The sequence below is a fragment of the Rhodococcus sp. O3 genome, assembly GCF_048897285.1.
In the GTDB taxonomy this organism is placed as follows: Bacteria; Actinomycetota; Actinomycetes; order Mycobacteriales; family Mycobacteriaceae; genus Rhodococcus.
Genome location: NZ_JBMBTE010000047.1, coordinates 26,466 through 40,548 on the forward strand (window position 1 = coordinate 26,466; position 14,083 = coordinate 40,548).

Annotated in this window: 10 protein-coding genes and 1 pseudogene; 9 read left to right on the top strand and 2 right to left on the bottom strand. The window is 67.4% G+C overall.

Features of this window, described 5'->3' with window-relative positions; translation table 11 throughout:
• Nucleotides 1-391: 391 nt before the first annotated feature.
• The 7 genes from ACN675_RS15115 (at nucleotide 392) to ACN675_RS15145 (ending at nucleotide 8,865) form a co-directional block, all read left to right on the top strand.
• Complete coding sequence (locus ACN675_RS15115) at nucleotides 392-1,480, top strand: NAD(P)/FAD-dependent oxidoreductase (RefSeq protein ID WP_420751609.1); 1,089 nt, start codon at nucleotides 392-394, stop codon at nucleotides 1,478-1,480.
• Nucleotides 1,477-1,764, top strand: coding sequence for an acyl carrier protein (locus ACN675_RS15120; RefSeq protein ID WP_420751610.1), 288 nt, complete (start codon nucleotides 1,477-1,479; stop codon nucleotides 1,762-1,764). The genes ACN675_RS15115 and ACN675_RS15120 overlap by 4 nt, the downstream gene beginning before the upstream one ends.
• The gene (locus tag ACN675_RS15125) at nucleotides 1,765-3,453 is read left to right on the top strand and encodes an AMP-binding protein (RefSeq protein ID WP_420751611.1); all 1,689 of its coding nucleotides are present in this window, start codon (nucleotides 1,765-1,767) and stop codon (nucleotides 3,451-3,453) included. It begins immediately after the preceding gene.
• Nucleotides 3,454-3,533: 80 nt separating this feature from the next.
• Nucleotides 3,534-5,138 carry an AMP-binding protein gene (locus ACN675_RS15130; RefSeq protein ID WP_420751612.1) on the top strand — a complete coding sequence of 535 codons (1,605 nt, stop codon included), beginning with the start codon at nucleotides 3,534-3,536 and terminating at the stop codon, nucleotides 5,136-5,138.
• Entirely contained in the window at nucleotides 5,129-6,049 is a 921-nt protein-coding gene (locus tag ACN675_RS15135) for a hypothetical protein (RefSeq protein WP_420751613.1), read from the top strand. The genes ACN675_RS15130 and ACN675_RS15135 overlap by 10 nt, the downstream gene beginning before the upstream one ends.
• Nucleotides 6,050-6,051: 2 nt before the next feature.
• Nucleotides 6,052-6,549, top strand: coding sequence for a hypothetical protein (locus ACN675_RS15140; RefSeq protein ID WP_420751614.1), 498 nt, complete (start codon nucleotides 6,052-6,054; stop codon nucleotides 6,547-6,549).
• A 66-nt stretch (nucleotides 6,550-6,615) separates the two neighbouring features.
• Nucleotides 6,616-8,865 carry an MMPL family transporter gene (locus ACN675_RS15145; protein WP_420751615.1) on the top strand — a complete coding sequence of 750 codons (2,250 nt, stop codon included), beginning with the start codon at nucleotides 6,616-6,618 and terminating at the stop codon, nucleotides 8,863-8,865.
• 22 nt (nucleotides 8,866-8,887) lie between these two features.
• Here ACN675_RS15145 and ACN675_RS15150 read toward each other — a convergent pair whose 3' ends face one another.
• Nucleotides 8,888-9,379 (bottom strand): SixA phosphatase family protein, encoded by a 492-nt coding sequence (locus ACN675_RS15150; RefSeq protein WP_420751616.1) that lies wholly within the window; start codon nucleotides 9,377-9,379, stop codon nucleotides 8,888-8,890.
• A 149-nt stretch (nucleotides 9,380-9,528) separates the two neighbouring features.
• Nucleotides 9,529-10,305: pseudogene (locus tag ACN675_RS15155) on the bottom strand (acyl-[acyl-carrier-protein] thioesterase); the annotation flags it as partial.
• A gap of 167 nt (nucleotides 10,306-10,472) precedes the next feature.
• On the opposite strand from ACN675_RS15155, the gene ACN675_RS15160 reads away from it, so the two are divergent.
• Nucleotides 10,473-12,155, top strand: coding sequence for an FAD-dependent oxidoreductase (locus ACN675_RS15160; RefSeq protein ID WP_420751617.1), 1,683 nt, complete (start codon nucleotides 10,473-10,475; stop codon nucleotides 12,153-12,155).
• 213 nt (nucleotides 12,156-12,368) lie between these two features.
• Nucleotides 12,369-13,892, top strand: a complete 1,524-nt coding sequence (locus tag ACN675_RS15165) for a DHA2 family efflux MFS transporter permease subunit (RefSeq protein WP_420751618.1) — start codon at nucleotides 12,369-12,371, stop codon at nucleotides 13,890-13,892.
• The last annotated feature ends 191 nt before the right edge of the window (nucleotides 13,893-14,083 follow it).

Below are 14,083 nucleotides of genomic sequence, written 5' to 3' on the forward strand. Positions count from 1 at the left end.
CGACCCCCAGTGGGTATTAATTGTGCTATGTGGAACGCCCGTGCTAGCCTGTGAAAGTCGATCGGGAGGGGTCGGCGAAATTCGATACACCTTGGGGGCACGGTGACTTATCGCATTCGGCTGCTCGGGCAGCTTTCGGCGTCGATATCCGACCGGTTCATGAATTCCTGCGGATCGGTTCTTCGGCATCCGTCGAATTCTCGCTTTTCGTAATTCGGGTTATTTCCGAAGTTTCGATCGACGCGGTATTGCCGGGCTCGCGTGACGTGTGCGAGCAGCGGAAAACAATGCGTCGGCACATCTCGAAACGAACTGCACATTCTCTGTCTGCCGCACTGCAATTGCAGTGCGGTATCGAATCCTGCGCGGATGAAAAATAAGGAGAAGTGGTATGCGTGTCGTCGTCGTGGGCGCCGGATATGCGGGAACCATTGCCGCCAATCGGCTTGCGAAGAAGGTTCCCGATGCCGAAATCACGATTGTGAATGATCGTCCGGAGTTCGTGGAGCGGGTTCGGCTGCACCAGCAGACCACCGGCACCGGTGGCGCCGCGACGCCACTGTCGTCGATGCTGCGCAAGGGGATTGCGTTCCGTCTCGGAACCGCCGTGAAGATCGGGGGCAACCAGGTCGTGCTCGCCGACGGCGAGCAGCTGGGATTCGACTACGCCGTCATCGCCACCGGCGGATCGGTCCATCCCATTCCCGGGTCGATTCCCGTCGGGACCTGGGAAGGTGCCCGCGCCGCGGAAGGGAGGCTCACCGCTCTGCAGGACGGCGGCGACGTCACGGTCGTCGGCGGGGGATTGACGGGCATCGAAACCGCATCCGAGATCGCACGTTCCCGCAAGGGACTGAAGGTGCGGCTCGTTGCCGACGAGTTCGCAGCGGGCCTGTCCGACGGCGCCCGCCGGAAGGTGCGGAAGTCGCTGGAGAAGGCCGGTGTCGAAATCCTGGCAGACCGGATCGTCGGCATATCCCAGGGACGGGGGCGTGACGTCGTCCGTCTCGCATCGGGTTCCGCGTTCGAGTCGGACGTGACGTTGTGGGCCGTGATCTCCGGTGTGTCGGACTTCGTGGCGCAGAGTGGCCTCGCCGTCGACGAACGGGGCCGGGCGCTGGTCGATCGGTTCCTGCGGAGCGAGGGATCGCCCAACGTCTTCGTCGTGGGGGACTGTGCGGCGGTTCCCGGCGCGCGTCCGTCCTGTGCGACTGCGTCACCGCAAGGCGCGCACACGGCCGACAACCTGCGGCGGATCTCCCGTGGGAAGGATCTCGAGCCGTATTCGATGGGTTACGTCGGCCAGGCTGTCGGCCTGGGTGGGATGAATGCACTCATGCAGCTGGTGCGATCCGACGACAGCCCACGGAATCTGTATTTCTCCGGATTCTTCGCAGCCGTGACGAAGGAGATCGTCAGCCGGTATGCAAAATTCGGATCACGAACCGCGATCTATGTATGGAGAAAGGGTCGAATTTGAGTGGGGGTCTCATCACTGTCGGCCACCTGGAGGATCGGATAAGGGAGCGACTGGGGGATGTCGTTCCGGACGAATTCGAGATCACGACGGAAACGCGACTGGACGACCTGGGTTTGACGAGCCTGCAGTTCGGCGACCTTCTCATGGAATTGGAAGACGAGCTCGGCTCGGACTTCGACCTTTATCTGGTCGCCGATGTCGTCACGGTCGGTGAACTCGCCGACATTCTCGAACAGCAGACGCCCCGGTGGTCTGCGACGGAACGGGCAGGGGAAGTTACCTAATTGAATCCGCGAAACGAAGCGCCGGACAATTTCTGGACGCGAATATTTGTCACCGCAACCGAGTATCGGACCAACCTGAATTTCTGGGAGGGTCGCCAGTATGCGCCCTATTCGCGCGCGGATCTCGTCGCCGCGGCCAGGCGGGTGGCGGGAGAGCTCGCCTCGCACGGGGTTCGGAAGGGCGACGTCGTGGCCATCGTGCTCGACAACTCCGCTGCCGCCGTGACGTCGCTGCTGGGCTGCTGGTACCTGGGCGCCTCCGTTGCGTCCCTACCCGAACGGGTGGTCGGAACCGACGCCGAAAGCTACTGCACCCAGATCGAATCCATCGTTGGTCAGATCCGTCCGCCACTCCTTCTCTGCAGCGATCGGGCGCTTGCGGATATCCGGCAGTCGGCCGGCGTTGCGTCGGTCGTGCGCAGCTTCGAGCCTCTGGGATCGGAGCAGGCCGCACTCGCAACGGAACCGGACTTTCCCGGTCTCCACGACCCGGCGTTCGTCCAGTTCTCGTCGGGGAGTACCGGGAATCCGAAGGGCTGTGTGCTCAGTGCTTCGGCCATCGCGCACCAGCTGGACATGATCGCCGAGATGGTCGACTTCGGGCCCGGCACGGTCGGTGTGAACTGGGCGCCGTTCTCGCACGACATGGGGTTCTTCGGCGGTCTGATGAGCGGACTGTGGAACGACGGCGAGGGCTACTACTCGACGACGGCACGATTCCGCCTGTCTCCGCGCACCTGGCTGGAAGATCTCGCCCACTATCGCGCGACGTACACCTCGGCATCGCCGACGGCGCTGCATGTCGCGGCGAAGGTCATGCAGATCCGGAGGAAGCCGTTGCCGGGCGACCTCGCCTCCCTCAGGTGCCTCATGGTGGGCGCGGAACGGATCAGCTGGGAGGTCGTGGCCGACGTGCAGGAATGCCTGGGTCCCTACGGGCTCCGAGCGGACGCGGTACGGCCTGCGTACGGACTCGCGGAAGGCACGCTGGTGGTTACCGCGTCCGAGAACGATCGCGAACCCGGATACTGCAGTGTCGACGCGCTCGAGCTGGCGGAGGGACACGTCCGGTTCGTGCCCGAGAGCGACGAGAACTCGTGCCGGATCGTCAGCTGTGGTGTGCCACTGCCGGGTGTCGAACTGGACGTGCCGGAAGGAGCCGGCCGATTGGCGTCGATCAGGTTCCGATCGCCGTCGGCGGCGACAGGTTACTACTCGAACCGGGAGGCCACGGCCGCCCGCTTCGGCGCCGACGGATTCGTCGACACCGGCGATCTGGGTTTCGTGCACGGCGGCGAGCTGTACCCGGTCGGCCGCGCGGACGACCTGATCTGTATCGGCGGGCGCAACGTGTACGTCAACGCCATCGAGTCGGAGATCGAGGCCACGATCGACGGCTTGCGCAGCGGAAGCACCGCGCTGATCGACTCGACACCCCACGCCGGTGACCGCACGCTGGTCTACATCGCCGAGGTGGGCGGGACGAACATCGACGGCGCCGGTATCGCGCGCGAGATCGCACACACGTGCAGGCGCAGAAGTGCACTCGTCCTCGACAGGGTCGTCCTGGTTCCGCGGCGCACGTTGCCCCGCACGCCGTCCGGCAAGATTCAGCGGCACAAGTGCCGATCGATCGTCGAGCATTCCGGCGGCGCGCACCAGATCATCGAGTCCATCAGCGTTCGCTGATTGCTCTTCCTCTGCTTCACCCGCGCGCGATACGGCGCGCGGGCCTCCTCTGCGATCTAGAGCGAAAGTGGTTGTTACACATGATTGAGCGACCCAAGAACTTGGGATTGATGTTCGAATGGCACGCGGGCAGGTCGAGGCAGCTGACTGTCCATCTCGATCGTCCACTCGATATCGAAGGTCCGGACGGGCCGCTCTTCTACAACGGCCGGGCGCTCGCCGACCTCGTCGCGGAAGCCTCGGGCTGGCTCCGCGCCGCGGGGGTCGGCCGCGGCGACCACGTGGCGGTCGTGAAACCGAATCATTTCGACATGATCGTGCTGGCGGCGGCCGCGGCGCGGATCGGCGCCGTCGCAGCGCTCGTGTCCGCCGCGGACACGCCGCACCACCACGCCGCACTGCTCGACCGGATTCGGCCGGTCGTCTCGATCATCTCGGCGGACGTCCTCGAACGAGCCGCATCCGCCGGGCTCGATCTTCGAGGACACGGCACGACGATCGTGCTCGGTCGCGACGCGGATCCCGCCCGCGCCGACGAACTCGACCTGAAGTCGCTACGGGGAAAGCCCGTTCCGAAGCCCGACCCCGCCCCCGACGACGCGCCGATGTTCATCACCCACACGTCCGGCACGACCGGGGTGCCGAAGCTGGTCGTCCACTCCGCGACGTCCAACCACTACGCGAGCAGGCTCGAGCTGACGCCGTTCCCCGTGATCGTCAATCGCCGGTCGGACACGACCCTGGTATCGATTTCGTTCGCCCACTCCCGCTCGCTCGCATGGATCGGTGCGCAACTCAAGTGGGCGCCGGCGAAGGTGGTCGTGGCGAGCCGGTACGAACCCGAATCCGTGGAGAAGGTGTTCGAGCAGCACCTGCCCACGACCGTCGAGGCGACACCGAACGTCTACCAGCGGTGGAAGGGCCTGGCGGAGAGGCGGCCCGAGCTGTTCGCTCACGTGCGGTTCTACCTCAACACCTTCGACCTCATGCACCCGTCGACCGTCCGGACGTTCCTGAACGCGTCGAGCCGGCGGCTTCCCGTCTGGGCACAATCGTGGGGGCAGAGCGAGGTGGGCCCGATCGCAGGTGCGCTGTACACGCGGTCGATGGTCCGCCGGCGGGGCGTCGCCTCGACGAACAACGTCGGGTGGTCGGTGCCCTGGCTCATCCGGACCCGGGTCGTCGACCCGGAAACGGGAGAACCGGTGAAGCGCGGACGGACCGGAATACTCATGTCGCGCAGTCGATCCCGGTGCATCGACTATCTGGGTGAGACGGATCGGCACGAACTGAAGTCCGCCGGAGAATGGTGGAACACCGGCGATCTCGGATACAAGGATCTGCTGGGCCGGGTCAGGTTCGTCGATCGCGCGGTCGACGAGATTCCCGGGCTGAGCGGTACCGAACTCGAAAGTATCCTGCTCGACCGCATTCCCAACGCGATAGAGGTGGTCGTGCTGGGGGTTTCGGGAAGTGCGCCGCTGCCCGTGCTGAGCCTGGAGGGGGGCTCGATCAGCGACGCGGAATGGCGGGCGGCGACGAAGGGCCTGCCTGCGATGGCCGATCCGGTGGTGATCGCGTGGGAGGACCTCCCGCGGACCTCGACCTGGAAGGTTCGCCGCGGCGCACTCCGGCGGTCGCTGGTGGGGACCGAGCTCGGTGACGGAGTGAGCACGTGGACCTAGAGGCGACCGCGAGGGACGGCCTCGACGACGAGGTGTTCGCGGTTTTCGAAGGTGAGCTCCGGGAGGTCCTGCGCACCGTTCCCTACAACAGTGCCGCGCAGTTCGTCGACATCTTCGGCGACGGGGAACGCAGTCCGCGGCTCGGAGCGGCGTGCGTGTTCCAGACACTGGAGGTCGCGAGGAGGGTGGAGGAACGCACGGGTATTCCCGCTCGTCTGATACCGGACGGTCGGCACCTGGCGGCGATCTTCGAATACGAGGGCGGACTCGTCCTGCTCGATCCCTACCTGCTGCACACGACTCCGATCCATATCGAGGCACGCACTGTACGCGCGGGGTCGGGCCGGGTGGTCTCGACCGCGGCACCCGTGCGCACGGACTCGAGGGGAGTGGTCCGGCCGGGGCGTCTCACCGCGCGCTACCGGACCTACGGCGGCGGCTGGGTCGTTCGCCTGGAGTACTCGAAGTTCAGCCCCACCCGGGGCAGATATCTGCTGTCCAGGCTGTTCACGTTGCGCTCGGAGGACGCGTTCGGCCGGCCCGACGGCCGCCTGCGGGTCGAGGCGCTGCCGCGGGAGTTCCTGACGTCGATCCTGACCGATCCCGAGCAGACCAGCCTGTCCATCCGGGCACTGGACGATTCGCTGGAACACACCTCCGAGGTCATCCTTCCGCTGCACGGCTATGCAGGGCGAAACTTCTCGGCCGGCGACCTCTGGCTGCGGGACAGTGCGGGTGTGGCGTACCCGCCCGCGGATCCGGCCGCAGCGCCGGTGTGGGACGAACTGGTCGCCTCGACGGGGCTCGCTTCCACCGACCTTGTCGATCACCTGCTGTGTGCCGCCGACATCTATCGGAGCGTCGCCGACCCCGACGACGACGTCCAACCCTATTCGTTCGAGAGTGAGTGACGATGAGCAAGTTTCGGACGGTGTTCGTCGCCGGCACCATGCAGGGCGCGACTCCGGGATTCGCGATCCGGGATCAGAGCTATCGAGACGACATCGGTGACATCCTGCGTGCCTACAACCCCGGCATCGAGTGCTTCGACCCGCACCAGGCGATGCAGAGTTTCATCGCGTCGATAGGGATGCCGCTGGCCGTCGGTTACCAGAAGCTCGCCGAGACGGCGGTTGTCGACGAGGCGGAACTCGACAGCGAAGTGAGCCTGATCCGGGAGAAGTTCCGGGAATTGACGGCCTACGCCGGCAAGTGCGACCTGTTGGTCGCCTTCCTGCCGGGCGGTGTGCCGAGCATGGGTACCGCGATGGAGATGTATTCCGCGCATTGCGGCGGCGGCGTCGTCGCCAGCATCACCGACATGCGGCAGAACCTGGCGGTGCTGTCCACCTCCGAGGTGATCGTTCCCGATCTTCCTGCGTTCGAGAGCTGGCTCGCGACAAAGGGTTGAGCCGGTGGGCAACGCAGTGTGGTGCGAAGCGAACGATTCCGTGAGGCAGGGACCCGAGTGATCAAGATGGCAACGCGCACTGCGATCGCCGCGCCGCGGCTGCTCCTGGGCATCTGGATCGCCGTGGTGGCGATGTTGGGTGTGTTCGGCGCCGGGGTGACCTCGCACCTCGGCGCGGGAGGGTTCGTCGCTGCGACCGCCGAATCCTCCGTCGCTGCACAGCAACTCGAAGAAGTCTTCGACCGCGGTGGGATGACACTGGTCTTTTCGGTGAAGGCCCGGGACGGGGCGGATTCGTCGGCGGCCCGCGATGCCGGTACCCGAATCGCGGAGGGGCTCGCCGGTGATCCGCGGGTGACATCGGTCGTGTCGTTGTGGGGTGACCCCGAACTGGCGATCGCGCTGCGCAGTACGGACGGCTCGACGGGATTGGTGGTCGCCGGTGTGCGGGGCGGTGACAACGACGGTGCGGCCAACTCTCGGGCACTCGCGGACGAGTACGGCGGTTCCACCGGGGACGTGGAGGTCGATGTCGCGGGCGAGGGGATGGTCTACGACTGGATGTCCACCCAGTTGGAGAAGGACCTGCGGCTCGCGGAGTCGATCGCGGTGCCGATCACGTTCGTCGTGCTGGTGTTCGTGTTCGGCAGTGTGGTGTCGGCGTTGATACCGGTCGCGGTCGGGGTGGCGACGATCGTCGCCACGGCAGGCATCCTCAGAGCGCTCACGCTGGTGACCGACGTGTCGATCTTCGCGCTCAATCTCGCCGCATCGTTGAGTCTGGCACTCGCGATCGACTACAGCCTGCTCATCGTCAACCGGTACAGACACGAACGTGCCGCCGGATTCGGCAGTGCCGACGCGTTGGTCCGGACGATGAGCACGGCCGGGCGGACGGTGTTGTTCTCGGGCCTGATCGTGGGACTCAGCCTGTCCGCAATGGCCTTGTTCCCGCTGTACTTCATGCGGTCCTTCGCGTACGCCGGGGTCGCCGTGGTCGCCTTCGCCGTTCTGGTGACGATGACCGTCACCCCGGCGATCGTGTCCGTCCTCGGTGATCGTCTGGAGATGTTCGCGGTGCAGAAGAGCGCGCGGCAGGCCGCCGCCGAACGGCCCGTCGAGCGGACGGGGTGGTATCGGCTCACGCACCGCGTGATGCGGAATTCGGCGGTGGTGGCTGCGTCGCTCGTCGTGTTGCTGCTCGCCGTCGGCGCGCCGATCCTCGGAATCCGCCTCGGGTATCCCGACGAACGGGTCCTGGCGGAGGATGCGCCGCCGCGCCGGGCCGCAGAGCAACTGAGCGCGGACTTCACCCAGAGTGCTCTCGCGCAGACGCAGATCGTTCTGCCCGAAGGGGCGTCCGTGCGGTCGGAGTTGAATACCTATGCCGCCGAACTGTCCTCGGTCGACGGAGTTGCGGCAGTACTGGCGCCGGACGGCACCTACGTCGACGGGGTCGCGATTGCGAACGGCGATCCGGGTGCTGTCGCGGGCCGGGCGGCGATGATGACGATCGCCACCTCGTCCGACGCACGGGACGACCTCGCGACGATGCTGGCCGATCTGCGCGCCGTGCCGGCCCCCGCCGAGACGCTGTTCCACAGCAAGGAGCAGCACGACCGGGATGCGGTCGACGGGATCATGGGCACACTCCCGTGGGCGCTCGGACTGATCGCGCTGACGACGTCGGTCGTCCTGTTCGTGCTCACCGGGAGCCTCCTGCTTCCGATCAAGGCACTCGTGATGAACCTTCTCTCGCTTTCGGCGGTATTCGGGTTCCTCGTCTGGGTCTTCCAGGACGGCAACCTGGGCGGACTGGGTGCCACGGGCACCGGCTTCCTGGTGGCCATCGTCCCGGTGCTGATGTTCTGCGTCGCGTTCGGGTTGTCGATGGACTACGAGGTCTTCCTCCTCGATCGGATCAGGGAGTTCTGGATGGCTTCGGACCGCACCCGCCGATCCAACGAGGAGGCAGTGGCCCGCGGACTCGCCCACACCGGCCGGGTGGTCACGGCCGCAGCGTTGCTCATGGCGATCGTCTTCGCCGCGCTCGGCACGTCGTCGGTGGCGTTGATGCGCATGTTCGGGGTCGGGATGGCGCTCGCGGTCGTCCTGGACGCCACGGTGGTCCGGGTTCTGCTGGTGCCGTCGTTCATGAAGCTGATGGGGCGGCTCAACTGGTGGGCGCCGCCGCCGCTCGCGCGGTTCCACGCGAAGATCCAGGGCTGGAGCCACCCGGAGACCGGCGACCCCGGCGCCGGTATGTCCGGGGGCGTGGCGTCGAGTGGCGACGGGGCAGTGGCAAAGGTGCCCTGACAGAAGGTTTTCCGGGAGGAAATCAGCGGGGGATGTGGAAGTCCGTGAGCTCGGCGCGGCCGGCCTCGAGTTCGTGCCAGGCTCCGCGGACGGTCAGCACCACGACGGCGGACGTGGGGAACTTCTCGGCGAGCTGGTGGGCCGCCTCGCTCTCGTGATCGGGAGCGAGCAGCAGTGCCGTCTGCGACAGGGTCGGTTCGTGGCCGACGACGAGCAGGGTCGCCACGTCGTCGTCGACGGTGCGGACGGCGTCGATGAGGATGTCCGGGGACGTCTCGTACAGATCGTCCCGGAAGTCGACCGGCGCCTCGATCGCCGCTTCGGCCAGCGTCTTGCGGGTACGCACCGCGGTGGAGCACAGCACTGCGTCGATCGGCGGCTGGTGTGCCCGGAGCCACCGGCCGGCGAGTCCGGCTTCACGCCGTCCGCGCGGGGCCAGGGGGCGCTCGTGGTCGGCGACGCCTTCCGGGTACGCGGACTTGCCGTGTCGCAGCAGGATGAGGGTGCGCGTCATGCGTCCCACCGTAGGTGCTCCGACCCGTTGCCGGACGGAGCGGCGATATCGGATCTGCCGGGTGTCGGCACCGTCGCCCCCGCGGGCTTCGTGACCGTTGCCCCCGCGGGCTTCGTGACCGTTGCCCCCGCGGCCTTTGTGACCGTCGCCCGCGCGACCCTGGCGACGGCCCGGACCTCGTCGCCGACGGTGAACCACAATGAGAGCGCGTCGTCCTCGTGGCGGGTGCGGATGGTCAGCTCGTCGCCGGCGACGACGGGCCGCAGGTGTTCGACGACCGCCCGGTACGGACCGTCCTGCAGGTCGCTGCGCTCGGCGAGGTGTTCCTCGACGCCGTGCCAGTAGGTCGCGTTGTTGACGTGGTCGAACGGGTCGATGTCGGTGACGCGCAGCGGAAACGGCGCCGCGTGGTCGGTGCCGCCGGCGTCGGGGGAGAGCCACGCGCGCCACCGGAGCCGGGTGTCGTGGGCGTACCGCGCCATGTGCTCGAACAGCGGGTCGCTGATGCGGGTGGGGGCCCCGCTGGTCGGGCTGATGTCGATCCAGAATCCCGCGGTGTCGATCAGAGCTCCCTCGCCGTCGGGCTCGATCTCGTCCATCCGCACCCGGACATTGGCCCATCGGGTGGACAGCGCGTCGCACCACCGGCGCAGCCGCAGGTGTTGCGGGTACCGCGCGGGGCGGTGCACATCGATGACGGTGCGCCGGACGATCCAGAGGGGATCGGTGCCGATCGCGTCGACGGCGGCGAGGTTGTCGGTGCCGATGTCCTGAAGGTACCGGGCGATGCCGTCGAGCCGCAGCCGCTGGTTGTTGTCGACGTCGCCGGTGCGGACGGTGCGTTCCGTGGTGTAGGGCGACGCGTCCGCGGGTAGATCGCTCAGCGGTTGTGTCGCCAACGGTGTGGCAGTCGTGTCGGTCCCCATCCGCAACCCCCTTGCGTTCGTGGATCGCCCGATTCTCGCAGGAGCGGACGTCGTGCGCAGTGTGTCTTGCGGTGTTCGCGGCGGGGCGACTACAGTTGCATTTAACTGTTACGCAGTGTCACACAAAATTCGGCGGCCCGGCCGCCCGGCTCCCGAGGACCCAGACCATGGCCTACGTGATCACCCAGACGTGCTGCAACGACGCCAGCTGCGTGGCCGTCTGCCCGGTCAACTGCATCCACCCGACCCCCGAGGAACGGGAATTCGCGACCGCCGAGATGCTGCACATCGACCCGCAGGCCTGCATCGACTGCGGGGCCTGCGCCGATGCGTGCCCGGTCGAGGCGATCTTCCCGGAGGACACCCTCACCCCGGAACAGGCCCGGTTCACCGAACTGAACGCCGCCTACTACACCGCGCACCCGACGCCCGACGGCTGGATTCCGCTCACCCCCAGCCCGGCGCCGCCCCGCGATCGCGGCACGTTGCGGGTTGCGATCGTGGGGGCAGGGCCCGCCGCCTGCTACGCCGCGCAGGAGCTGCTCGAACGATCCGACGTCGAGGTCGAGATGTTCGACCGGCTGCCGACACCCTTCGGCCTCGTCCGCGCCGGCGTCGCACCGGATCATCCCGGCACCAAGACGGTCACCGAGTCGTTCGAGCGGTCGTTCCGGCGCGAGGCGTTCGGGCTGCACCTCGACGTCGAGATCGGCCGCGACCTCACCCACTCCGATCTGCTCGCGCACCACCACGCCGTGATCTACGCCGTCGGTGCCTCCGCCGACCGGCACCTCGGCATTCCCGGTGAGGACCTCGCCGGTAGCCACGCCGCCACCGAGTTCGTCGGGTGGTACAACGGGCACCCCGACTACGCGGACCGCACCTTCGACCTCAGCGGAACCACCGTGGTGGTCGTCGGAAACGGCAACGTGGCGATCGACGTCGCACGGATCCTCACGATGGACGTCGACGAGCTGGCCCGCACCGACATCGCCGATCACGCGCTGGAGGCCCTGCGCCGCAGCAACATCCGCGAGGTCGTGCTGCTGGGCCGGCGTGGTCCGGCCCAGGCCGCCTACAGCAACCCCGAGTTCCTGGCGCTGCGCGACCTGCACGGCGTCGACGTCGTCGTCGACGAGTCCGAGCTGGAACTCGATCCCGTCAGCGCGCGGATCGCCGACGCCGATCCCGCCGTCGAGCTGCGCATGCGTCTCGCGCGCGAGTACGCGCAGACCCCGCCGCTGCCCGGCCGCAAGCGCATCGTCTTCCGGTACCTGACCTCGCCCACCGAACTGCTCGGCGACGACCGCGTCACCGATGTCCGGCTCGTGCGCAACGAGCTGATCGAAGGGGAGAACGGCACGCTCGTGGCCCGGCCCACCGGCGACCACGAGGATCTGCCTGCGCAGCTGGTGCTGCGGTCGATCGGGTACCGGGGCGTGCCGGTGCCCGGCGTGCCGTTCGACGAGCGTCGCGGCGTCGTCCCGAACACCGGCGGCCGCGTCGAGGACGGCGTGTACGTCACCGGATGGATCAAACGCGGCCCGAGCGGGGTCATCGGCACCAACAAGGCCTGTGCGAAGGAGACGGTCGCGGCACTGCTCGCCGACTTCGACGCCGGCCGGTTGCCCGCACCGGCCGCGGGACGTCGCGAGCTGACGCGCCTGCTCGCCTCGCGCCGCCCGAACCGGGTGGATCTGCGTGGCTGGCAGGCGATCGACGACGCCGAGCGCACCGCCGGCCGGGCGCACGGCCGCCCGCGGGTCAAGATCACCGATCGCGCCCGGCTCGTCGAGATCGGTGCCCGCCGCGGACCCGCCCGGCTGCTCCGTCGCCTGGTCCCGATGTGACGTAGGTCGCCCCGGCGCCGCTTTCGGGCCGTCTGACCAGCGAAAATGCCGCGCCACGAAAATTAAGTCACTTGGGAAGCGTCGGCGGAACTCGTTACGATCGCGGAACATCGGCACCGCGACTTCGCTGATGAGTCATCACGCGCTTCTCCGACGTCGTCCTCGGCGCGGGTTGGCGTGCACTGTGCCACCTGCGACCCAGGAGAAACACCCATGACACCCCCATCCGAGGGTTCCAACGTCGCCGCGTCCGACGGCAAACTCGACGCTGCCGTACTGAAGATCGCCTCCGTGGTGGTCCTCGGTGCCATCATGTCCATCCTCGACGTCACCGTCGTGTCCGTCGCCCTGCCGACGTTCATGCAGGAATTCCAGGCCAGCTACGCCACCGTCGCCTGGACGATGACCGGCTACACGCTGGCGCTGGCCAGCGTCATCCCGCTGACCGGCTGGGCAGCCGACCGGTTCGGCTCGAAGCGGCTGTACCTGACCGCGCTCGTGCTGTTCGTCGCGGGCTCCGTGCTCTGCAGCATGGCGTGGGACATCACCTCGCTCATCGCGTTCCGCGTGGTGCAGGGTCTCGGCGGCGGCATGCTCATGCCACTCGGCATGACGATCATGACCCGTGCCGCCGGCCCGCATCGCGTCGGCCGCGTCATGGCAGTGCTCGGCATCCCGATGCTGCTCGGCCCCATCGGCGGCCCCATCCTCGGCGGCTGGCTGATCGAGTCCGCGAGCTGGCACTGGATCTTCCTCATCAACCTGCCGATCGGCATCGTCGCGCTGATCACCGCCTTCGTCGTGCTGCCCAAGGACGAGCCCAGCGAATCCGAGTCGTTCGACTTCGTCGGCATGCTGCTGCTGTCGCCAGGCCTGGCGCTGTTCCTGTTCGGCGTCTCGTCGATTCCCGAAGTCGGGACCGTCGCGTCTCCGCGCGTGCTGATCAACGGCATCATCGGTGTGATCCTGATCGCGGCGTTCGTGTTCCACGCGCTGCGCGCGAAGAACCCGCTGGTGGATCTGCGTCTGTTCCGCAACCGTCAGCTCACCTTCGCGGTGCTCACCATGTCGGTGTTCGCCATCGGCTTCTTCGGCGCGGGTCTGCTGTTCCCCAGCTACTTCCTCCAGGTGCGGGGTGAGACCACGCTGTCCGCCGGTCTGCTGCTCGCACCGCAGGGCATCGGCGCGATGCTCACGATGCCGATCGCCGGTCAGCTCGTGGACCGGATCGGCCCCGGCAAGATCGTCCTGGTCGGTCTGACCCTGATCGGCATCGGCATGTCGGTGTTCACGCAGGTCGGTGTCGACACCTCCTACGTGCTGCTCCTCGGCGCCCTGTTCGTGATGGGTATGGGTATGGGGTGCACCATGATGCCGACGATGACCGCGGCACTGCAGACCCTCACCGACCACAGCATCGCGCGAGGATCGACGCTGATGAACATCGTGCAGCAGGTCGCCGGTTCGATCGGCACGGCCACCATGTCGGTGATCCTCACCAACCAGATGGCCGCTCCCGCCGGTGCCCCCGAGGGCGCCGCGACCCCCGACGCCGACATGGTCGCGCAACTTCCGCCCGAGGTGCAGCAGTCGATCCTGTCCTCGCTCGCCGACGCATTCGGAACCACCTTCCTCGTCGCGACGTGCGTCATGGTGCTCGCACTGATCCCGGCCGCGTTCCTGCCGCGCAAGCGTTCGGAGCACGCCGACCAGGCAGCGCCGGTCGTCGTGCACTGACACCGCACATCCACACCGCCGGGCGCGGGCAGTGACGCAGGTCGCTGCCCGCGCCCGGCGTCGTCGATAGGCTTTCCGGCGCACATCACGGCGACCGGAACGGAAACGCGCATGAACACCGAACACCGCGGCAGTGGTGCCGTCGGAGGAGCATCGGAGACACGAGCCACGACACCGACCACACTGCCGCG

Coding starts and splice junctions, on each gene's coding strand:
- ACN675_RS15165 (WP_420751618.1), top strand. CDS start 12,369: ATGACACCCCCATCCGAGGGTTCCAACGTCGCCGCGTCCGACGGCAAA.
- ACN675_RS15140 (WP_420751614.1), top strand. CDS start 6,052: ATGAGCAAGTTTCGGACGGTGTTCGTCGCCGGCACCATGCAGGGCGCG.
- ACN675_RS15115 (WP_420751609.1), top strand. CDS start 392: ATGCGTGTCGTCGTCGTGGGCGCCGGATATGCGGGAACCATTGCCGCC.
- ACN675_RS15150 (WP_420751616.1), bottom strand. CDS start 9,379: ATGACGCGCACCCTCATCCTGCTGCGACACGGCAAGTCCGCGTACCCG.
- ACN675_RS15160 (WP_420751617.1), top strand. CDS start 10,473: ATGGCCTACGTGATCACCCAGACGTGCTGCAACGACGCCAGCTGCGTG.
- ACN675_RS15145 (WP_420751615.1), top strand. CDS start 6,616: ATGGCAACGCGCACTGCGATCGCCGCGCCGCGGCTGCTCCTGGGCATC.
- ACN675_RS15130 (WP_420751612.1), top strand. CDS start 3,534: ATGATTGAGCGACCCAAGAACTTGGGATTGATGTTCGAATGGCACGCG.